This window comes from Helcococcus sueciensis DSM 17243 (genome assembly GCF_000423145.1).
Taxonomy (GTDB): domain Bacteria; phylum Bacillota; class Clostridia; order Tissierellales; family Peptoniphilaceae; genus Helcococcus; species Helcococcus sueciensis.
The window spans coordinates 15078-38336 of record NZ_AUHK01000011.1 but is presented as its reverse complement, the minus strand read 5'-3'; the positions used below and the strand labels follow the sequence as shown (position 1 = coordinate 38336).

The 23259-nt window shown below is 27.8% G+C and carries 21 protein-coding genes; 3 read left to right on the top strand and 18 right to left on the bottom strand.

All coding sequences use genetic code 11. The annotated features are described in order from the left end of the window. Nucleotides 1–127: 127 nt before the first annotated feature. Both G534_RS0104400 and G534_RS0104395 read right to left on the bottom strand, forming a co-directional pair. Complete coding sequence (locus tag G534_RS0104400; protein ID WP_027348054.1) at nt 128–841, bottom strand: hypothetical protein; 714 nt, start codon at nt 839–841, stop codon at nt 128–130. Nucleotides 842–989: 148 nt separating this feature from the next. Continuing rightward, nucleotides 990–2465 carry a helicase HerA-like domain-containing protein gene (locus G534_RS0104395; protein WP_034595978.1) on the bottom strand — a complete coding sequence of 492 codons (1476 nt, stop codon included), beginning with the start codon at nt 2463–2465 and terminating at the stop codon, nt 990–992. 203 nt (nt 2466–2668) lie between these two features. Here G534_RS0104395 and G534_RS07885 point away from each other — a divergent pair, with 203 nt between their 5' ends. Both G534_RS07885 and G534_RS0104385 read left to right on the top strand, forming a co-directional pair. After that, entirely contained in the window at nt 2669–3703 is a 1035-nt protein-coding gene (locus G534_RS07885) for a polysaccharide deacetylase family protein (RefSeq protein ID WP_051177422.1), read from the top strand. Nucleotides 3704–3759: 56 nt separating this feature from the next. After that, nucleotides 3760–4137: a hypothetical protein gene (locus G534_RS0104385; RefSeq protein ID WP_156896574.1), complete on the top strand. Its 378-nt coding sequence runs from the start codon at nt 3760–3762 to the stop codon at nt 4135–4137. A gap of 41 nt (nt 4138–4178) precedes the next feature. Here the strand turns inward: G534_RS0104385 and G534_RS0104380 are convergent, their stop codons facing one another. The 8 genes from G534_RS0104380 to G534_RS0104345 are packed head-to-tail and all read right to left on the bottom strand — an operon-like array spanning nt 4179 to nt 14136. Continuing rightward, nucleotides 4179–6527, bottom strand: coding sequence for a glycosyl hydrolase family 95 catalytic domain-containing protein (locus tag G534_RS0104380; protein ID WP_027348051.1), 2349 nt, complete (start codon nt 6525–6527; stop codon nt 4179–4181). A 10-nt stretch (nt 6528–6537) separates the two neighbouring features. Next, nucleotides 6538–6966: a Fe-S cluster assembly sulfur transfer protein SufU gene (gene sufU / locus G534_RS0104375; RefSeq protein ID WP_027348050.1), complete on the bottom strand. Its 429-nt coding sequence runs from the start codon at nt 6964–6966 to the stop codon at nt 6538–6540. Continuing rightward, complete coding sequence (locus G534_RS0104370; RefSeq protein WP_034595977.1) at nt 6956–8167, bottom strand: SufS family cysteine desulfurase; 1212 nt, start codon at nt 8165–8167, stop codon at nt 6956–6958. The genes sufU and G534_RS0104370 overlap by 11 nt, the downstream gene beginning before the upstream one ends. Before the next feature lie 9 nt (nt 8168–8176). Next, on the bottom strand, nt 8177–9208 hold the full coding sequence (locus G534_RS08420) for a SufB/SufD family protein (protein ID WP_051177421.1): 1032 nt from the start codon (nt 9206–9208) through the stop codon (nt 8177–8179). Between the two features lie 8 nt (nt 9209–9216). Next, on the bottom strand, nt 9217–10623 hold the full coding sequence (gene sufB, locus G534_RS0104360) for a Fe-S cluster assembly protein SufB (protein WP_034595976.1): 1407 nt from the start codon (nt 10621–10623) through the stop codon (nt 9217–9219). Continuing rightward, nucleotides 10616–11365, bottom strand: coding sequence for a Fe-S cluster assembly ATPase SufC (gene sufC, locus G534_RS0104355; protein ID WP_027348047.1), 750 nt, complete (start codon nt 11363–11365; stop codon nt 10616–10618). The genes sufB and sufC overlap by 8 nt, the downstream gene beginning before the upstream one ends. A 47-nt stretch (nt 11366–11412) precedes the next feature. After that, nucleotides 11413–12165, bottom strand: coding sequence for a hypothetical protein (locus G534_RS0104350; protein ID WP_027348046.1), 753 nt, complete (start codon nt 12163–12165; stop codon nt 11413–11415). 9 nt (nt 12166–12174) lie between these two features. Continuing rightward, nucleotides 12175–14136, bottom strand: a complete 1962-nt coding sequence (locus G534_RS0104345; RefSeq protein ID WP_027348045.1) for an acyltransferase family protein — start codon at nt 14134–14136, stop codon at nt 12175–12177. A gap of 191 nt (nt 14137–14327) precedes the next feature. On the opposite strand from G534_RS0104345, the gene G534_RS0104340 reads away from it, so the two are divergent. After that, nucleotides 14328–14648, top strand: a complete 321-nt coding sequence (locus tag G534_RS0104340; RefSeq protein WP_027348044.1) for an Asp23/Gls24 family envelope stress response protein — start codon at nt 14328–14330, stop codon at nt 14646–14648. Between the two features lie 491 nt (nt 14649–15139). On the opposite strand, the gene G534_RS0104335 is transcribed toward G534_RS0104340, so the two are convergent. From G534_RS0104335 to prfA, 8 genes are all read right to left on the bottom strand, one after another. After that, nucleotides 15140–16195: a MupG family TIM beta-alpha barrel fold protein gene (locus tag G534_RS0104335; protein ID WP_027348043.1), complete on the bottom strand. Its 1056-nt coding sequence runs from the start codon at nt 16193–16195 to the stop codon at nt 15140–15142. Nucleotides 16196–16344: 149 nt separating this feature from the next. Continuing rightward, a complete protein-coding gene (locus G534_RS0104330) occupies nt 16345–17763 on the bottom strand; it encodes a PTS transporter subunit EIIC (protein ID WP_027348042.1) in 1419 nt (472 codons plus the stop codon). Between the two features lie 12 nt (nt 17764–17775). Continuing rightward, nucleotides 17776–18666, bottom strand: coding sequence for an N-acetylmuramic acid 6-phosphate etherase (gene murQ / locus G534_RS0104325; RefSeq protein ID WP_027348041.1), 891 nt, complete (start codon nt 18664–18666; stop codon nt 17776–17778). Continuing rightward, nucleotides 18666–19538: a MurR/RpiR family transcriptional regulator gene (locus tag G534_RS0104320; protein ID WP_051177420.1), complete on the bottom strand. Its 873-nt coding sequence runs from the start codon at nt 19536–19538 to the stop codon at nt 18666–18668. Before G534_RS0104320 ends, murQ begins: the two co-directional genes overlap by 1 nt. 405 nt (nt 19539–19943) lie before the next feature. Next, entirely contained in the window at nt 19944–20237 is a 294-nt protein-coding gene (locus tag G534_RS0104315; protein ID WP_027348039.1) for a hypothetical protein, read from the bottom strand. Then, entirely contained in the window at nt 20227–21033 is an 807-nt protein-coding gene (locus tag G534_RS0104310; protein WP_027348038.1) for an Mrp/NBP35 family ATP-binding protein, read from the bottom strand. Before G534_RS0104310 ends, G534_RS0104315 begins: the two co-directional genes overlap by 11 nt. Further along, entirely contained in the window at nt 21014–22039 is a 1026-nt protein-coding gene (locus G534_RS0104305; RefSeq protein ID WP_027348037.1) for an alpha-hydroxy-acid oxidizing protein, read from the bottom strand. The genes G534_RS0104310 and G534_RS0104305 overlap by 20 nt, the downstream gene beginning before the upstream one ends. Before the next feature lie 29 nt (nt 22040–22068). Next, on the bottom strand, nt 22069–23148 hold the full coding sequence (gene prfA / locus G534_RS0104300) for a peptide chain release factor 1 (RefSeq protein WP_027348036.1): 1080 nt from the start codon (nt 23146–23148) through the stop codon (nt 22069–22071). Nucleotides 23149–23259 lie beyond the last annotated feature (111 nt).

Below are 23259 nucleotides of genomic sequence, written 5' to 3'. Positions count from 1 at the left end.
CAATTGACATTTTAATATTATTATTTTTAATTCAATATCTATATAAAATATACAGATTCATAAAAACACCAGATTTTGACTTGAACACAAAATCTGGTGTTTTTACATTCTACATATAAATATCTTATTATTTCAACTTTTCTTCAAATAAAGATCTGAAATCTTGATCTAATGATACATCTATTGTTTTTTCTTCACCTTCTACCCAAATCATTGGTGTAGTAAGCTTTCCTTCCGGAGTTCTTTTAGCTAGTTCTTTGTCTGTTCTTGTATATTCAGTACTTCTTTTTACAACTTCCATAAATACTTGTAAATCTTTTTGAACTTCATTAAATTTAGTTCCTCCAGCATTTATATACGCATTTTTTATAAATTCATTTTGATTAGATTCTTTTTGTATTGCATTGACAAATTCTGTTGACATTACTGTATGCACAAAGTCTCCAACTACTTCAGGGTCATTTTCAGCAATTGATAAAACCATGGATGATATTACATCCGAATAAGTTATCTCATCTTCAACACCTCTACTACCTAAAAATGATAATGGGATATATTTGATTAAAGTATTATCTCCTTGTACTTCTCTTATATATTCTCTAGTTCTATCTTCAAGCTTTAAACAATAAGGACAAAGTGGTTCCGTATACCATTTTACAATCTTTTTTCCTTCTATTTCAGATGTTGGAACTGCATGACCCTTATTATCAATAAAAACTCCACCATTATTTACATAAGTAAATTTATTTTCACCATCTATATCACTTTCTTGCATTTTGTTGCAAGACACAGCTACTATCATTATAAATAACAATAGTAATAATACTTTTATTTTTTTCATAATCACTCCTTTTGATTTATTAATAAAACAAATAAAATCTTTTTTATATTTTATCCAATTTAAATAAGTTTTTAAATATAATTTAAGTCTTTTTCCTAATCTATAAGAAAAAGACTTAAATTATAAATTTTTTCTATTTTTATATATACTATCTTCTCTTTGTTCCAAACATACCTCTAGTTATTTCCCTACCAATCGTACGTCCTATTGAACCAACCACATTATTTGTAAATCTTTCAAAAATCGAAGTTTTATTTTTCTTTCTTCGCTCTTCTTTAGCAATTTCTTTTTGTTTCTTTTCTTCTTGCTTTAATAATTCTTTTTCTTGAGCTTCAATTTCTAATCTTTTTAATCTTTCTTCCTTTTCAGATTTCAACATTTCAAACGCAGATACATTATCAATATCTTCTAAATATTTATTTAATAAAGCGGAATTATTGATAGTTCTTTGAACAGACATTTGATTTGCTTTACCTATTTTAGATAAAGGTGGACATATAATAACTTTTTTCGCTAATGTTGGTGTAGAATTTTCATCTAAAACAGAAACTATTGCTTCTCCTGTCTTTAAGTTTAAAATTTCTTCTACTAAATCCATACTTCCGTCTTGTCTAAATGAATCTGCTATAGCTTTTACTTCTTTTTGTTCCTTAGGAGTAAAAGCTCTTAAAGAATGTTGAACCCTATTACTCAATTGAGATAATACTCCATCTGGAATATCCGTAGCTTTTTGAGTTATGAAAAATACCCCAACACCTTTTGAACGAATAAGTCTTACTATAAGTTCAATTTTTTCTAATAGCGCTTTTGAACCATTATTAAACAACAAATGTGATTCATCGAAGAAAAACACCATTTTTGGTTTATCTTGATCTCCAACCTCTTCTAAATTTTCAAATATTTCACTTAATAACCAAAGTAGAAATATTGCGTATAAATCCGGTGATTGATGAAGTTTTTCACTATTTAAAATATTAATTATTCCTTCACCATTTTGATTTGTTCTAAGTAAATCTTTTATTTCAAAATCAGGTTCACCAAAGAATTTATCTCCACCTTGTTTTTCGATTACTAGTAGAGATCTTAAAATAGCTCCGATAGAAGCTGTTGAAATATTTCCATAATGCTCTTGTAATTCTTTTTTATTTTCATTTATAAAGTTTAAAACAGCTCTTAAATCTTTTATATCTATTAATAGTAAATTTCTTTCATCTGCTAAGCTAAATGCAATATTTAGTATTCCTTCTTGTATATCATTGAGTCCAAGTATTTTTGATAATAGTAATGGTCCCATTTCCGAAATTGTCGTTCTAAGTGGAATACCATTTTCACCAAACACATCAAAAAATTCAGTGCTAAAAGTTCTCGGTTCATAATCTTCAACTCCAGTCAGTTCAACTCTTTCAGAAATTTTATCATCTATTTCTATTGGTTCGATGAAGCTTGATAAATCACCTTTTATATCTGATAAGAATACCGGAATACCATTTTTAGATAATTGCTCAACTATTACTTTTAATGTTACTGTTTTTCCTGAACCTGTAGATCCGGTTATGAATCCATGTCTATTTAATTTTGAAATATCGAAATAGGTATCTTTCCCTATTAATAGTTTATTTTCCATAATTAATCACTTGCTCCTTACTCTATCTACTTAACTTATATTATATCTTAAATCTTTTATATTTACATAAATTTATATATTTGTTTTATATTTTTTACAAAAAAGTATAATTTTTATAACAGAATTGTAATTTGATTTTAATGACTATATGATATAATCTTATATGTTAATAAGTTCGACTTTTATATATGGAAGGATTTAATATGAATGATAATGTAGAAAATAAAAGAAACACCAAATCTATAATTTTAATTTTACTTTTAATAATATCTTTGATAAGTACAGCTTTCTTCTTTTTAGAATCAACATCGGCAAAAAAAGAAATTCAACTTCTAAAAAATAAAGAAGATGAAAAAATTAAAGAATCTGAAAGTTACAAAGAACAAGTAAATGATTTATCTAAGAAAGTAGAATCATTAAATGAAGTTATTGAAAAACTTAAGGAAACTGAAACAGAAACTCAGGATGAACCAGAAGAATCAGATAAAGATAGCGAAATATCTCATAGTACTCCTACACCAGTAGGAAAAGACTACGAATATTCAGCCAAAGAAATTAGAGAGCTTTCTGAAGCATCAAATTACAATGGTAAAAAAATTGCATTTTTAACATTTGACGATGGTCCAAATCATGAAATAACTCCTGGAGTTTTAGATGTGTTAAAGTCAGAAGGTGTACACGCAACATTTTTCATGGTTGGTAACAGCATTGGCTCTGATACAGCTGATATAATAAAAAGAGTAGTAGATGAAGGGCATTCTGTCGCAACCCATAGCTATAGCCACGACTATGACTATCTGTATCCAAATAGAAATCCAAATCCAGATGCAGTAATTGAAGAATACAACCAAAGTATCAGTGCATTAAAAAATATACTTGGTGACAATTTTGATACAAAAGTTTTTAGATATCCAGGCGGACATTTATCTTGGAATCAAGATGGCTTAGAAAAAACAGATGCAGCATTAGAAAAATTAGGAGTAACTTGGATAGATTGGAACACAATGAATGGAGATGCACAAATGGAATCTTCAGATAATCCAATAGAAGTTATCAGACCAACAAATGTTTCTGAAGCCGTAAATAACTTTGATAAATCAACAAGATTTACTTCAAATCCTGATATCGCAGTAGTATTAATGCATGATGCTCCAGATAAACATTTAACTTTAGAATCTCTACCAGCTCTTATTGATCATCTTAGAGATTTAGGATATGAATTTGGTACTTTAAAATGATCAAAAAACACTTAAATAAAATTATTATTCTAGTTATTTTTTCAATATTGCTTATTATGACGTATTTCTATTTTAATAGTAGAAATCATCACAAACTTACAGAAAATGAAGCAAAAGAAAAAATATCTGAAGTGTTCGGTGAAGAGATTAAAAAAGTAGAAAATAAATCTTTAATACTGTCTGACAATAAAGACTACACTATACTTGTAGTTGACGATCAATATATATTAATTGATAAAACAAAGCGAAATCCAATTTTACATCAATATACCTCTACAAAAGATGATATCGAGGTTAAGGTTTTAGAAATATTCGAAGATGGATATTTAGTTGAACACGATGATCATACTCATATCGTAAAAATGGAAGTAGATAAAAATGTAAAAGTCGGTGATATCATAAAAATTAAAGATCCACACACATATTTAAATTAATAAAAAATCATACGATTTATTAAATTATAAATCGTATGATTTTATTTTTTATAAAATTCTAATATATCGTATTTTTTTAAACTAATTTTTATATCTTCAAAATTATTCTCTATCAATTTACTATTTAAATTTATCACAAATGATTCTATATCTTCTAATAATAAATTTAATTTTGAATCCTTAGTAGATTCAATTTTAACATAATTTACTTTATTATTTTCCCATTTACAAGAAGCTATAAAACCTCCTCTTGCACGCAAACCTCTAAACTCACCTGTATGCCATTTATCAGGAAGTGCAGGAAGTAATATAATTTTATTATTATGTGATTGAATAAGCATTTCTGCTATGGCACTTGTAAGACCAAAATTTCCGTCAATTTGAAATGGTGGATGTGTATCAAATAAATTTTCAAGTATAGATTCTTTAATCATATTTTGAATAAGTATAAATGCTCTATTCCCATCATAGAGCCTAGCCCAAAGATTAATCTTATTAGCCTTTGACCATCCCGTTCCAAAATCTCCCCTATCATTTAATGAATTTTTTGCAGCTTCAAAATGTTCATCTTCCGTAAAAATTTCTCCAGGATATAGACCAACTAGATGAGAAGCATGTCGATGTTCTTTCTCAATTTTAGATTTATCAAATGAAATCTCATCTTCTTCATACCATTCTTTTATCTTCCCATCTTTAGTGATTGATAAAGGTTTTAATTTTATAAATTTATCTTTCACTTCCTCAATTATATAATCACTATCCTCTACGATTTCATAAGCTTCTATAAAATCTTTAAATAGTTGATAAACAAGACTTTGATCATAAGTATTTCCAATAGATATTCCACCATGCTCTGGAGAGTAAGAAGGTGTTGCAACATATCTATCAGAGTTTTCATCATAAATTAAATATGAGTTCCAGAATTTTACAGTTTCTTTTAATATAGGATAAATTTTTTCTTTAAGATATATTTTATCTAAAGTAAAATTATATCCATCATATATATTTTGCATTATCCAAGCATTCGATGTGTGTGCCCAACCCCAGTAAAAATCCCATCCAGGTGCAGTCCAACCAAATATATTATTTTGAGTGTGTACAAGCCAACCATTTTCTTCACCTTGTTCAGATACAATATTCGCATATTCTTTTGCTGCGATTCTTCCATAATATCTAAGACTATCAATGTATTGATTCAATGGCTCAACTGTTTCTACTAGATTTGTAATATATGCTGGCCAATAATTCATCTGTAAATTTACATTTAAATGGTAATCACTATTCCATGCTGGATTATCTATAGAATTCCATACTCCTTGTAAATTTGCTGGAAGATGATTTTCTCCAGGTCTTGATGAAGAAATCAATAGATATCTTCCATATTGGAATAATAATTCTTGTAAATAACTTCCTTCAGGAATCTCTAATTTTACTCTATTAAATAGCTTCTTATAATCTTCAATATGTCTATTTTTAAGAGCTTCATAACTATATTCAAAAGCTTTTCCAACTATTTCAAAAACTTCTTTTTCAATATCAAAATTCTTTTTCCTATAATTTGTACTAGGGTTTAATGCGTAATCTGTCTTAGCTGTAAACACTAATACAGCTGTTGAAGCATCTGTAATTCTTAATTTTTCATTTATAATATTAATTTTTCCATCAGTTTTAATCTTCACTAATGTTCCAAACTTTAGTTCATTATCTTTAACATAACCTGATAAATATATTGAATCTCTATTAACTATCTTTGTATATATTTTATAATCTGATTTTTCATAATTTTCATTTATAAGAATTCTATTTGTTATTTCAAAATCTAAATCAAAATCTAATTTTTTTATCTTTTCCCCATTATACAAAGACTCTATTTTTGTTACGGAAACATCATCTACATATGAAACAAAACTTTCTCTTATGTATTCTATACTTTTCTGAATATAACTAGTTTTATGGATCGCTTCACTAATATTTAACACTCGTAAAAACTTTTCTGTTTCTTCAATAATTTTAAATTGATTAATAAAATCAATTTTTAATTCTCCAAATGACAAATATTTTCCAAATTTTTCACTATTTGGACCAATTAATTTCTCCTCTGCTAAATCTTTAGCATCTTCATAATTTCCTTCTGAAAGTTTTTTTCTAATTTCAAATAAAAAAGGATATCTATTTTTATAATTACCACCATTATAATCAGTTTCATCAGGTCTAGGTCCTCCAGACCACAATGATTTTTCGTTAAATTGAATAATTTCTTCTCCAATTAAACCATAAATCATATTTCCAATTTCGCCATTTCCAAGTGGTAAAGCTTGACTTTCCCATCCCTTATATGACTTTTCTGCTGGTAAATTATATTTTAATAGATAATCCTTATTTTTTTTCATTTTATTCTCTTTATTTATTTGATAAAATCTCTTCTAAAGTTCTCCAAGAAAGTACTGCACATTTTACTCTTTGTGGAAGTTTTGAAATACTCTCTAAAATAGCTGCGTCTTCTAATATCAATAAATCATCTTCATCTTCTATTTCACTTTTTATCATCTTCAAAAAAACTTCTATTGCTTCTTTTGCTTCTTTTACTGTCTTACCTTTGATTACATCAATCATCATGGATGCTGACGCTTGTGAAATTGCACATCCCATTCCTGTATATGAAGCATCTTCTATTATATCACCATTTAATTTAATACTTATTTCAAGCTCATCACCACATGATGGATTTATTCCCATATGATGATCTGTCCTATCTTTTAATTCCTTTTTATTTTCAGACTCCATGCTATGTTCACGAATGAGCTCTGTATATATTTGATTAATTTCCATAGAAAACTTCCTTTACTTTATATAGAGAATCTATAAATTTATCTATTTCTTCATAAGTATTGTAAAAGGCGATTGACGCTCTACACGAACTATTTAATCCTAAATATCTATGAAGCGGTTGAGCACAATGATGACCAACCCTGATATCAATATTATGAAAATCAAGTATCTGTGCTACATCATGAGGATGCACACTTTTTATATTGAATGGAATATTTGTACCATCGCCATCCTCCGGATAATAAATTTCTATAAAATCTAATTCTTTTATCTTTTCTAGTAGATAGTCTACTAAAATTTGTTCTCTTTTTTCAATATTTTCAATTCCTATTTCTTCTATATAGTCTATCGCTTTAGATAAAGATCTAATAGCAGAAATATTTTGTGTTCCCGCTTCAAATTTGTGTGGACTTTTAATAAAACTCGTATAATTTTCATGTACGTATTCTATTATATCTCCTCCATATAAAAATGGATTCATTCCATTTAATAGAGCATCTTTTCCATATAAAACTCCTACACCTTGAAGAGAATACATCTTATGTCCTGAAAATACAAAGAAATCACAACCAAAAGATTTTACATTCACTTTTTTATGCGATATTAATTGGGCACCGTCAACTACTGTGATTGCTCCAACTTTTTTTGCTATCTTCACCATTTTATCTATATCTACTTTAAATGAAAGTACATTTGAAGCTCCAGTAAATGCAACTATTTTAGTATTTTCATTTATTTTTGATTTGTAATCTTCAATATCAATATTTAAATTTTCATCTAAATAAAAATATCTTAATTTTGCTTTAGTTTTTTTTGCTACATACTGCCAAGTAACTAAATTTGCATGATGCTCAGCTATAGAAATCAAAATTTCATCGCCTTCTTTTAGATTATTTAAACCATAACTATAAGCAATTATATTTAATGCTTCTGTAGCTGATTTTGTAAATACTATATTTTTTTCACTTTCTGCATTTATAAATTTCGCTACTTTTTTTCTAGTATTTTCTAAAGCTTCTGTAGATTTCATAGAAAGATTGTATATACCACGATTAGCATTCGCATTAAAATAAGTATAATATTCATTTTGCGATTCAATTACAGACTTAGGTTTTTGAGATGTTGCTGCAGTATCTAAATATACAATATCTTTATTATTTTTAAAAAATGGAAAGTCTTCTCTTATTCGTGATATATCCATAATAATGTATTAATTAATCCTTTCTCTTATTTCTTCAAGAATTTCATTTGCTAGTTTTTCATCATCTATATAATCTAATATAGGCTTTATTTTTGATTCTATAATTATTCTCTTAGCTTCGTTTTGATTAAATCCTCTTGATGTAATATAAAATAACATATCTTTATCAATTCTTCCAGCAGAAGCAGCATGAAGGCCTACAATATTATCTTCTCTTGCAAGTAAAATAGGTATCGCTCTATTTTTTACAGTAGGATCTAACATTGTCACAAACTCTTCTTCACTACCTTCAGACAATGTACTTCCTCTCTTAAAATCAAGAGTTCCAGCAAATCTTTTTTCAGCCTTATCTTTAAGCACACCATTTACAAGCATATCCGATCTTGTTTCTCTATCTCTATGAACTATTAAATAGTTGATATCTAAATATCTTTCATCATCTACAAAATATGCCGTTTTAATATCTGATTCTGCTTTTTCACCATTTATAAATGCTTTATAGTTCAAATATGATTTTAAAGATCCAATTTCTACTTGTACAAGTTGAACATGTGCATCTTCTTCCAATTCTGAAACCATAGAAATAAATGATTTTGATTTATGATTTAATCTTTGAACAAGTACAATTTGTAGTTTAGAATTCTTTTGAGCTTTTATTCTTATTACTGAATTTCTAAAAGCTTCTATCTCTTCATCTGATTTATAATCTAAAATTAAAGTCGCATCCGCTCCTTCTTTTACAAATATATTTTGTGCATCATTTAAAATATTTTGATTTTCAACTAAATGAAATTCTCTCTTTACTTCTTCATTTCCAGAAAATTCAAAATATTCATCATAATTTTGATATTCTTTATTTAATTCAATAATTTCTTTTGATACACCAAATTCTTCATCAAACTGTTCAATAAATTCTTTACTTGTCTTTAATCTTTCATCTGATTTGAAAATTATTTTCTCAATTTTAATATCGTCTATAAAGACCTCATTTGCTCCCGTTTCTCTCCAAGTCAGATGAGGCAATCTATTTACACTAGTCATTTCCCCTCCTAACCTATAGATCCAATTAGTTCTAAATTGATTAAATTATTCATTTCAACTGCATATTCCATAGGAAGTTCTTTAGCAATAGGTTCTGCAAAACCACGAACAAGCATAGCTTTAGCATCTTCTTCCGAAATCCCTCTACTCATCAAATAGAAAATCTTTGTATCATCGATTCTTCCTATCTTAGCTTCATGACCTAAATCAACATCATCATTTTCTATAATCATAACAGGTATAGTATCTGATACTGATTCACTATCAATCATAAGTGATTCACAGTTTACATTTGCTTTTGACCCTTTTGAATTCTCTTTAAAATGAACTAGTCCTCTATATACACATTCTCCACCACCTTTGGAAATGGATCTTGCATTGATTGTAGAATAAGTATTTGGAGCTGCATGAATTGATTTAGCTCCATTGTCTAGTATTTGTCCATCATTAGCAAATGAAATACCAGTAAAATCAGATTTTGCATTCTCTCCAATAAGAATAGAAGCAGGATAAAGCATGGAAACTCTTGATCCAAATGAGCCTGATACCCATTCAAGATGTGCATCTTTCCAAACTATTCCTCTTTTTGTATTTAGATTGTACATATTCTTTGACCAGTTTTCTATCGTAGAATATCTTAAATGAGCCCCTTCTCTTACAAATAGTTCTACTGCTCCAGCATGTACATTAACTACATTGTATTTTGGTGCAGAACAACCTTCTATATAGTGAACATAAGCTCCTTCTTCTACATAAATGAATGTATGTTCAAATTGACCTGCTCCTGGTGCATTTAATCTAAAATATGATTGTATTGGAATATCTACATATTGTCCCTTAGGAACATATACAAATGATCCCCCTGACCAAACGGCATAATGTAATGCTGAATATTTGTGTAATGTTGGTTCAACTGCTGTACCAAACCATTTTTTTACTAAATGTTGATATTTATGGACAGCTTCATCCATATTAATATATATAACACCCATTTCTTTTAGATAGTTTTTTACACTATGATATACCACTTCAGAATCATATTGAGCTGAAATACCTGCTAACGCCTTGATTTCTGCATCTGGTAATCCTAAATCATAAAAAGTCTGCTTTATGTCGTCTGGTAAATTATCCCAATTATTTTCCTCTTTAGATTTCGGCTTTACATATAGAGTAATATCATCGATAACTACTTCAGATAAATCCGGTCCCCAAATTGGATTATCTATCTCATAAAATAGTTTCATAGCTTCAAGTCTCTTTTGTAGCATCCATTCTGGTTCATTTTTTTCTTCAGAAATCATTCTTACAATAGACTCTGTCAATCCTTTTTCTGAAATTTTTGAATACTCAAATGCATTTTTCTTATCAAAAACACCTCTATCAATATCTTCTACATGTGTTTTTTCTCTAGTCATTATTTACCTCTTCTGAGTTTCTATAGTTTTTATAACCATCTCTTTCAATTTCATCAATTAAAGATGCATCTCCAGTCTTTATTAGATTTCCATCAATCATTATGTGTACATAATCAGGTTTAATTGATTCAAGTATTGAGCTATGATGTGTAATTATAATCGCTGATTTTTCTTCATTTAAAAATGCTTCTACTTCTCTTGATACAATCTTTGTAGCATCCACATCAAGTCCTGAATCTGTTTCATCAAGCATAATTAATTTAGGATCTAACATTTTCATCTGTAGAATTTCGCTTTTTTTCTTTTCTCCACCTGAAAATCCTACATTTAAATATCTATTTGCATAATCTTTATCGAATTCTAATTCTTCTAATTCCTTATTTAAATTTCTTCTAAATTCTAATAATTTTGGCTTTTCACCAGTAAGATTAATTTGAGCTGTACGTAGGAAATTTTCGACACTTACACCTTCTACCTCTTCTGGATTTTGGAATGAAAGGAATAATCCAAGTTTCGCTCTTTTATCTGTTGATTCATCAGATATATCTTGACCCTCAAAAATAATCTCACCCTCTGTAACCTCATAATCTGGATGGTCCATAATTACTTTTGTAAGTGTAGATTTACCTGAACCATTTGGTCCCATAATTACATGAATCTCTCCCTTATTAATCTTAAGATTAATCCCTTTTAGTATTTCTCTATCTTCAACACTAGCGTGTAAATTTTTTATTTCTAACATTTCCTCTCCTTAATCTTTACTAATTTAGTATGGATTTGTATAAAATTTTAACTTATCCAATTTCCTTCGTCTTTAGTCATTATATAATATTGATTTAATCTATCAAAAGCTTTATTTGTTACATCTATTTGTTTCTTAAGCTCTTCCTTCTTAAAATCGATTTTTTCTTGTGACATTAATACTTCTTCAAAAGTAAATGGAAATTCTGATTTCATCTTACTATTTTTTAATGATAATTTCTTTATATGCTTTTCTAATTCTTTATAGTCTATATTTTCTGCAATATCTTTACTATTTTCTTCTTCATAAAGCTCTGATGTCTTTATATATTCTTCGATATTATCAAATTTAGAATCTTTCATATCTGCTATAAAATCATTATATTCAGAACTAGTATCAGTATTTAAATTTAATATAGGATCAATATTCCTTATAATTTTCTTAATCTTGTCTCTTATATCCTGATCTATTATGTGATTTAATATTTCAAAATTCTTTTCAGAAAATCTATTTCTAATATTTAATCTTTTTATTTGTCTCATAGCATCCTTATATTCATATGCAGCCTCAGCCTGGGCAAAGCTCTCATTGAGCCTTTCTCCCACAGCTTCAGATATGAATTTATATTCTATTTTTTTGTCTAGAGTAAATAAGTCATATGCTTTTTTTATTTTTTCAACTTCTAGAGTTCCAAAATTTTTATAATATTTTGTCATAAGAAATTTAGAATAAATATATTTATTAAAAATATATTCCGATTTTTCTTGAATATATTCTTCAATCATTTTATTTTCTATCAATTCTTACTCCTATCTAAGTTCTTCTTCAAACATCTTTATTAATGCATCAACTCCCATATAATTTAGATGTGTATTATCCGGCTCTAAATATTCTGGATGTTGGGTTGCCAAACTATTCCAATCAATTAGAACAGTATTTTTATTTTTTTGTGCAAAATCAGCAATAATTTTATTTGATGAATCTTCCCATGCAATTTGCGATTTAATGTTGACAATTAATTTTTTGGATTTTGGAAATGAAGATACTAATTCTTCCAAATTGCTTTCAGAAAAATATCCATTTGTTCCCAGCATTATAATAAGGGCTGTATTCTCTGAATCATATCCACTATAAGATTCAACAATTCCAATAGAATCATATAATTGTCTACTAATTTTAGCATCCGTAATTGAATTAGGATATAACTCTTTTAATCTATTACCAACATTTACACCTAGAGAATCTCCAACTAATACCAACTGAGAATATTTTAAATTTGGTTTAGATTCACTATTATTTTCTTCTGAACTTTCTTCTTTTTCTTTGTCTTTATTCTCTTTATTTTCTTCTGAACTTTCTTCTTTTTCTTTGTCTTTATTCTCTTTATTTTCTACTTCTTTTTTCTTTTCTTTTCCATCCAAAATAATAGTATTTGGATCATTTTTGTCTATATTAACATTTTCTTCATTAGCTTCATTTGATGATTCATTTGATTGATTACTATTTTTGTTTTCTGCGATATTAGATGATGTTTCTACAAAAGCAGTTGATGTAAATGGAATCGCTACCCCAAACACTCCAAGCGCAAATATCGCCATAAAAGGTATCATCAATTTGTTACTAAATATACTCTTTTTATTTTTTCTATTTTGTCTTGCTCTTCTATCATTTCTATCTTCAAATTGTACTTTATTTCTTTGTTCAATAAATATATATGTTAAAGATGAAATAATAAGTATGAATACAAGTCTAATTATAGTATAAGTCAAATTAGGTGATGAATTTGCTTCTTTTTTGGTGATAGATAGTAATAGTATTGGATAATGCCATAGATATAAACTGTATGACATTTTCCCTAATATACCAATAGGTATAAATCGAATTATACTATATAAATAATTATTTTCATTACCAATACTTAATAATAAAACAAGTGAATTAATCGCAAACAATATAAACCCAAATCTATATATCCATGGATAAAATTCATATACATTTAATATACAGTATATAAATATGCTGACTGAAATTATTGAAGCAATTGTTGATATTTCTCTCGTTTTCGCAAATTTTCTTTTTTCTTTTCTATTAATTTTCTCAGGTCTTGATAATTTTCCAATAGGATAAAATAAATACCCCAATACACCTAATGCTATTTCATATATTCTAGTATCAGTTCCATAATATACTCTTGAAACATTTTGCGGGTCATAAAATATTTGTGATAATACAAAGCTTGTAATTATCAATCCAATCATTAAGACCTTAAATAATGAAAACTTATTATCTTTAGAAATTACATATGATAATTTAAATAAAATCATAATAATTATAGTAGATTGAACAAGAACTGAAATATACCATAAATGCTTAAATGGATTCGCAATAAAACTATCAAAATATCCGACTTTATTAAATATCAACCACCAGTTACTCATAAATCCAAGTCCTGGTATAATATCCTTATGTGATACTTCCAAAACTGGTTTATTAAAAATAGTTAAATATATTGTAACTACAAATATAACTAAAAAAAGTAATGGCCAAAGAGTTTTTATACGTTTTTTTATATTATCGAAAAGTTTTATATCTCCCTTTTTTGCCACTTGTCCAACTAGCGAATTTGCTAGAAGATAACCTGATATAACGAAAAATAAATCCACCCCGATAAAACCTCCAGGTAGAATTTTAACGCTTATATGATAAATAATTACAGCGATTATAGCTATCGCTCTTAAAAAGTCAATTCCGATAATATTTTTTCTTTTCATAAAATTTCTCCTACTTATAAATTATATTATAAATGGATAGGGATGTAAACAATGTTCAGGAGTATTAAATTTTATATTTTTATCGTTTTTTACTTATTATGAAATAATCTTTAAAAAGCAAAGTTTATATTTCAAATATTTGCATAATATATTCATATTTCATATAATAATAAAAAGGTAAGGAGGTTATAATGACCGATTTTAATAATGGTTCAGTAAGAATCTCAAACGACATTATCGATCAATTAATTGCAGAATCTGCTTTACAAGTTGAAGGCGTTGAAGATGTTATTGGATATAAAAATAAAAAAATAGAAAAGAATAAAAAAGAAGGTATAGTTGCAGTAGTTAAAGACAATACTATTAAAGTAGGTTTAACTGTTATACTAAAATCAGGAGCAGAGCTTCAAAAAGTAGCTGAAAATGTACAAAAATCAATTTCTGAACAAATTGAAACAATGCTTGGTATTAAAGTACTTGAAGTAAATGTTTTTGTAAAAGATTTAGCTTAAAAAAAGATGATATATAGAAACGATACTTATTCAGGGAATACTATTAGAATTAAATATCGATGTGGATATTCTCCAGGACAACCTTGTAATTAAAAAGGAGTTTTTATGAAAAATAAAAAAGTATTATGGTACTCTATTGTTGCAATAGCTGGTTTTTTAACAGCAATATTTATATTATAACTTCATAAAAAATGTATATCACATGTTAACAATGATAAAAAAACGCAGAAAATTTTTCTGCGTTTTTATCGATATATAAGCTTGTAGGAGATTAAAAATCATAAAATATAAAGCTGCTTAGAAAAATACTTGTAAAAAATCTTAGCTTTATTAAGTTCCCATTTTTAGGAGCACTCACAAAAAACTTTTAAAAATTAAAAATTTTAGAATAGACTGTAATGTCTAAATTCATAAAAAAAAAGATGGTGTGTAAACTAGATTTAACTAATCTGTAAGACCATCTTTTTATTAATTTTATTTTAAAACTATATTCATATAAATCTAAACTCAGTTTCTTCTGTTATATATTTCAATAAACAAATATCTTCATCTTCTATATAACCTAAAACATTCACTCTATCATCTGAATCTAAATCAATTAGAGTTATTTGAAGTTCTCCATTATATCTTTTATAATTTTCATTATCTATTGTAACTGTGCCTTTTGGCCTATTTACTGTATTCATCCTTGGTATTTTCGCTTTTACAGCAAGTCTAGTTTCAGAAACTCTAATTATTCTTTCCGAATAATCTTTTCTATTTTTATGGATATTCCAAAATACTTTTTCAGAAATCGGATCTAAATTGTATTCTTTTAATCTTAAATTTATACGATTCGAATTAATATATTCATTTATAGCATTTGCATAATAATCAGAAATTTCAGTATCTCCAACTATTACCTCATCTACATCAAATTTTTTCACAAGTTCAATATAAGCGCAAAGAAGATTACTTTTTCTATGTTTTTCAAGTGTTGGTAATCCTTCATATATTGGTCCTCTTAAAACTTGATCCCCAGGAATAAAAGCCTGAATTTTAAATCCTTTCTCCTTAAAGTATTTGTTTTTGTTTCTGAATAAATTTTCTCCAAGTCCAGTATCAGGTCTTGGATAGAAATTATGACAAACAGTTAAACCTTTTAAATTTATACCATTTTTAATTAACTCATTGCAATAATCGTCATCTATTGTAGAGGCATTTAAAACTATATTAAAATTCTCTGAAAGTTTTTTTATTTCATCAATACCTATTCCAAAATCTACTCTTAAAGTCTTAACCCCTAAATTATGATAATAATCAATCATTTCATCAAGTGTCATATTAAATTTTGATAATGTGTTTGAAGAAATATCTATCATTAAATCAAATTTTTTATTTTTGGCTATCTTTGAAACTTTCTCCATCATAGATAAAACTGTATCTCTATCTTCTTCATTTATATGCATTGAAGTAAATACAGTATTTATATTAAATTTAGATAATCTTTCAAAATATTTATTTACATCTTCTATATTTTCATTTAAATATGTTGAAATACCAAACATTTTTATTCCTCTATTTTTTATATATCATTTTCTAAAATGGATTTTATTTGTTCATCCCAAAAAGCCCAATTCTAATATGTTTAAATTAATATATATAAAAAAGCAGAATTTATTCTGCTTTTTTTATATTTTTATGATATTTATAAATTTTAAGCATTAGCTACATCATTGTTATTTATAGCAATACTTGTAATTATGAATCCTGCTATATAAGAAATCACAAGACCACCGAAGTAATAAAGCATTTGTTGACCAGTTTGCATCAATGGAATAGCTACTAATCCTGATGGACCCCAAGCTGTTGACATTACTCCCATTAACATTACAAATGCACCACCAAATCCTGCCCCTAAACCTGCTGTTATAAATGGTTTAAACATTGGAAGTGTAACACCGTATATTAATGGTTCACCAACTCCTAAGAATCCTGCTGGCAATGCTCCAGCTATTACTTTAATTAATCTTTGATTTCCAACTTTTTTAGCTTTTAGATAAATAGCTATAGCTGCTCCTACTTGTCCTGCACCTGCCATTGCAAGTACTGGGAATAATGTAACTCCACCTAAAGTTTCTAATTGAATTGCATATATAGGAATTAAACCATGGTGTAATCCTAATAATACCATTGGTAAGAATAAAGCTGATAGTACAAAACCACTTATTACTCTTACTACTGGACTTGGTGAGTTAATTATTACTGATAAAGCAGATACTAATAAATCTGATAGATATCCTGTAACAGGCATGATAACTAATACATATAGTAAACCTGTGAATAATAATGATACAAATGGTGTTACTATAATATCTAGAACATCAGGAACTGATCTTCTAACTGCTTTTTCAACTTTAGATAGTATCCAAACAGCTAAAATTACACCAATAATACCACCTTTACCTGTTGTAAGAACTGATTCTAGTGGAACTTCTGCATTAAATAATCCTAAATATTCTGAAATTAAATTGATGTTTGCACCAATACTCATAGCACCAATCATACCACCAAGTGCTGGTGTAGCGCCAAATACTTCAGCTGATCTAATACCTGTGTATATTGCGAAGTAACCTAAGAATGCCCCACCCATTAATCCAAGTACTAGATTAACTATCTTCCAAGATTCTGCTAAAGTTCCTTGATCTATTAATTGTCCACATAAACTTGCTAAACCTTGGAATAAACCTGCAGCAACAATAGCTGGAATCAATGGAATGAATATATCCGCTATTAATTTCAATCCTCTCTTAAATGGATTTGATTTTTGATTTTCTTTAACTGCTTGTTTATTCGCTTGCCAATCTTCTTGTTTTTGATCTCTAACTAATCCAAATAATTCTATAGCTTCATCTGTAACCTTTTTAGCTTTACCTGGTCCAAGAACTACTTGGAAACTGTTACCTTCTGTAACTAAACCTAAGACACCATCTATATTTTTCAATGCTTCTTCGTTAACTTTTGATTTATCTTTAACTTGTGAACGCATTCTAGTCATACAATTATAGCTGTTAATAATATTTTCTTTTCCGCCTAGATATTCAACTATTTTCTTAGCTAAATCTCGATTATTCATATTCTCTCCTTTTTATATAATATTTTGGATATTGCCTTCCGCCTTATCCAATACTTCTTGTGCTTCCTTACTGTTCATATTAAGTAATACCATCACAATAGCAAGTTTTACATGTCCATTTGATTCTTCTAAAGCTTTTAGAGCCGTTTCTTCATCAGTACCTGTAACTTCCTTCAAAATATTTAATCCACGAACATTTAATTTTTTATTTGATAATTTCAAATCAACCATATAATTTTTATATGTTTTTCCTACCATCTTCATGCTAATAGTAGATATCATATTTAGAACTAATTTTGTAGAAGTACCAGCTTTAAGTCTCGTAGAGCCTGTAAGAACTTCAGGACCAGGTACCACTTCTATTGGATATTTACTTATTTTTCCTATTTCACTACCGGTTGTACAAGCTATAGAACCCGTATTGGCTCCTATAGAGTTTGCATAGTTTAATCCTCCTATTACATATGGTGTTCTTCCACTAGCTGCAATCCCAATTACAACATCATCTTTAGTTAAATTGATATTCACTAAATCTTGTTTTCCAAGCTCAGGATCATCTTCAGCACCTTCTTTAGCCTTTACAAATGCATTCTCTCCTCCAGCTATTAGTCCAACTACAGTATTATAATCAACACCAAATGTTGGTGGACACTCTACAGCATCTAGGACTCCGAGCCTTCCACTTGTTCCAGCTCCCATATATATTATTCTTGCTCCTTTTTTTAGTGCTTCACTTGTTGCTTCAATCAATTTAGATATTTCAGAATATTGACTTTCTATGCATTTTACAGCATTTATATCTTCTTGATTCATCATTTTTACCGCATCAAGTATACTTACTTCACTAAAATTTACAGTATTCGGATTGACTTTCTCAGTATTGATTTTACTTAAATCAATCACTACTCGCCTCCTTCCTTATCGTTATATTCTTCTTTTTCTAACAATTTCTTAGTACTTAATATTTTTTGCATCACTTCTTCACTATCATTTTCCATATACATTCTAAATATATAGTCAATTACTGATAATTGTGAAATTCTACTTGATGTTGCTCCAGCTCTTAAAGGTTTTTCAATTTTAGGAACAAATAAATTATAATCTGCAATTTGCATTAAATTATTGTTTGAATATTGAGTTAATGAAATTATAGTTCCACCATTTTCCTTTATATTTTTAGCCATTTCATTGATTTCTTTTGTTTTTCCAGAATAGGATATCATAAACGCAATCTCATCTGCTTTTGAGTTATTTGAGCTTATTATTTGCATATGTGTATCTTCAAAAAGAATTGTAGTTTTATTTATTCTTTCAAGTTTTAATTGAAAATCTTTTGCAACTAAAAAACTTGCCCCTATTCCAAAAAGTCTAATAATCCTTGATTTTTTTAATAATTTTATAATCTCTTCTACTTCTGTATAATCAACTAAATTATAAGTATTGTTAATAGCTGTTACATTCTCATTTAAAATATCTCTTATAAATGAGTTTGGATCCTCTTGTCTAATATTTATTCCACTATCCTTCAATAATTGATCATTAAAATTTAAGTCATTTAATAAAGCTATTTTTAAATCTTTAAATCCATTAAAATGATTTTTTTTACAAATTCTTACTATTGTAGCCGGACTGCAATATCCCTTTTTTGCTAATGTGTATATATCCATAGAAACTACATCAGCAGTATTGTCTAAAATATATCTAAGAACTGATTTTTCAGTCTCTGTTGCTTGATCATTATAGTAAGATTGCAATCTATACAATACCTTTTTCATCTTGACTTTCCTTCTTAAAACAAATTTCCTATTAAATAGCATAAAAAAGAAAATATAAATCGTGCATTCGTTTTCATTTTATATTATTTTTCTTATAAATTTCGCAAATAATTCATATATTTAATAAAATCTAAAATTTACCTTTAATGTTTTTAAATTTTATTTGGCTAATTTATATCATCTTAACTACATACTAATATAGTATTTAAAAATTTTCAATAGTTTTACTTTATATTGAAACAAAGTTTCACTTTTGTAAACGTAATCATATCTTTCTTTTAGAGCACTATTTTAGATTAAAACCGTTTTGATATATTACCTAATCATCTTTCGATTAGTAAAATAAAAATCCTATAAAAGCTTTGTTCATCAATGAATAAGCTTTTATAGGATCTCATAAATCTTTTATTTAAATAAATTAAATATCGCCATTAAAATTATCAATAGTCCAAATATGAAATATATTAGTCTCATTATTTTATATTTTTTTACTTTAGGATTATTTTTTATATAAATATGCTGATTCGCTGCCATCAACATGAATATTAATCCTAATGCAAAGAAAGCGTATTTAATTTGTCCAACTTTAAATTTTTCGTAGAGTATTATTCCAATTGTTATAAATATAAATATATCTGTTGCGATTATAAATTTTAATTGTCCCTTTGTAACAACTGTATCATTTAATTTAGAATTCATTCTCTTCAAACTCCAATATTTTCTCAACTGCATCTTTCATAAATGATGTATCTATTTCTTCTATTTTCCCTTCATCTATCTTTTCTGCTATTTCTGGTTTTATAGGAATATTTGCTAAAAGATTTAAATTGTACTTATCAAGTATTTTATGAGTTTTACTCTTACCAAATATCTCATATTTCTTCCCTGTATCTGGTGCTAAAAAGTATGAGAAATTTTCTACTACACCAATTACTGGAATTCCTACTCTTGTCGCCATATCCATAGCTTTCTCAACTATCATTGAAACTAGTTCTTGTGGAGAAGTTACTATTACAATTCCCATAAGTGGAATCGATTGAAAAATAGTTAATTGTGCATCTGAAGTTCCTGGAGGTAAATCAACAAACATATAGTCTATCTCTCCCCAAGTAATATCTTGCCAAAATTGTCTTATAGCTCCTGTGAGCATTGGAGCTCTCCATACAACAGCAGATGTCTCTGTATCTATCAAAAGATTTGTTGATATTATCTTAATACCTTTATTAGTTGACATTGCTTCTATACCGTGTTCTCCACTAGAAAGTTTACCATTCAAACCAAATGATTTAGGAATTGATGGTCCCGTAATATCAGCGTCAAGAATAGCTGTTTTATATCCTCTATTTGCCATTTCTATTGCTAAAAGTGATGTGACAAGAGATTTGCCAACTCCTCCCTTTCCAGATACCACTGCAATAACATTCTTTACATTTGAATATTGATTTGTTTCAAGTCTAAATGTAGCTCTTTTTTCTCTATCTTCTAGATTCTTCATCTACCATTTCCTTTAATTTACCAATTACTTTATAATCAACCTTTTTGAGTTCTTCTATATTTTTAACTCCAAGTAAAAGCATAACTACTTTTGTTTTATATATAATATCTTCTAAAAAATATTTAGCTTGATCAAAACCACCATGCAATAGATATTTTACCAACTCACCAGCAACTGAAACATAGTCCGCTCCAAGTATTAAAGCTTTTGCAATATCTAATCCATTTTTTATTCCACCACTTGCGATAATTTTAAAATCGCCTTCTACACTTTTTGCGTTTAAAATGGATTTTGCTGTAGGAATACCAAATCCATATAATTCAGAAAAATCTTTTCTATAATTTCTTAAATTTTCTAATTCAATGAAGTTTGTTCCTCCATGACCAGATACATCGATATATTTAACTCCACAATCTACAAGGGTTTGAATAGTTTTTTTAGACATTCCCATTCCCTTTTCTTTAACTATCATGTTGTCAGAATATTTAGAAGCAAATAATTTTATATTATCTGTAATTCCTCTAAATTTTTTTTCTAAGTCATAGCTTACTGAAACTTGTGCTGAGTTAAGATGTACACAAAATCCGGAACTATTCATCTCTCTCATTGTAGACTCAATAAAGTCGAGACTTGCTCTAGCACTAAAATTAGACAACATCATTACTTCATCAACGATATCATCATCAATACTTTCTAAAAAAAGATGTTTATATTCTTCATCATTATTTTCTTCTTGACTTCCAAGAGCAATAGGTAAATTTAATTCTTTAGCAACTGTAATTAAGATATCATTAATTTCTAAACCTTTTTCTGTTCCACCTGTAATAGATGGTATAATAAGCGGAAATGAAATCTCTTTACCCATAAAGCTTGTTTTTGTGTCTATTTCATCAAAATCAATCTCTGGTAATGAGTTGCTTTCAATGTAAATATCATCAAACAAAGTTTCACCATCATAGTTTCCAACTAATGAATTATCTACATATAAATCTATATTACGAGTCATATACATCCATCTTTCTTTTTCTTAATAATCTATTGTGCTTCTTCTGATAATGCAAGTTTCTTAGATTGATCTTCTAAAATTAAATCTTCTATCATTTCTTCAATATTACCGTCTAGGAAATCTTGAAGTTGATGAATTGTTTTATTTATTCTGTGATCTGTTACTCTTGATTGTGGGAAATTATATGTTCTAATCTTTTCAGATCTATCTCCAGTCCCCACTTGTGATTTTCTATCTGCTGATAGATTTTTTTGTTGTTCTTCAAGTTCATGTTCGTAAAGTTTAGCCATTAAAACTTTCATAGCCTTATCTTTATTTTTATGTTGTGATTTCTCATCTTGACAAGATACAACTATTCCCGTTGGTAAATGCGTAATACGTACCGCTGAGTCAGTAGTATTTACGTGTTGTCCACCTGCTCCTGAAGATCTGTAATAATCTATTCTTAAATCTGTTGATTCATTAATATTTACATCAACTTCTTCTGCTTCTGGTAAAACGGCAACTGTTGCTGTAGATGTATGAATACGTCCTGATGTTTCAGTTTGTGGAACTCTTTGTACTCTATGCACACCTGATTCATATTTTAATTTTGAATACGCTCCTTCACCTTTTACCATGAATATTACTTCTTTAATTCCACCAATACCTTGTTCAGAAAGTTCTACTTCTTCTGTCTTAAATCCATTTTGAGATGCATACATTTGATACATTCTATATAGCTCTTGAGCAAATAGACCTGCTTCATCTCCACCTGCTCCTGATCTTATTTCTACATATACATTTTTATGATCATTTGGATCTTTTGGTATTAATAAAAATTTAATTTTTTCTTCTAATTTTCCTAAATTGTCATTAGCTTCATCGATTTCTTCTTGAAGCATTTCTTTCATTTCTTGGTCTTCAGCCATTTCCAATAGTTCTTCATTTTCTTTAATCGTATTTTCATTTCTTCTATAATCTTCATAAGCCATAACTATCGGTTTAATATCATTATATTCTCTATTTACTTTTTGCCAATTATCCATATCAGCTAAAAGTTCTGGACTTGCTAGTCTTTCTTCTAGTTCATAATAATTTTGTTTAGTCGTTTCTAATTGTTCAAACATATTTACCTTCCATCTATAATAACTCTTTATTTAAGAGCAAAAAACTTCATGTTAATTATATCATTTTTGCATTCATTTATAAAGCGTGTATTTCATGCATATTATAAGGAC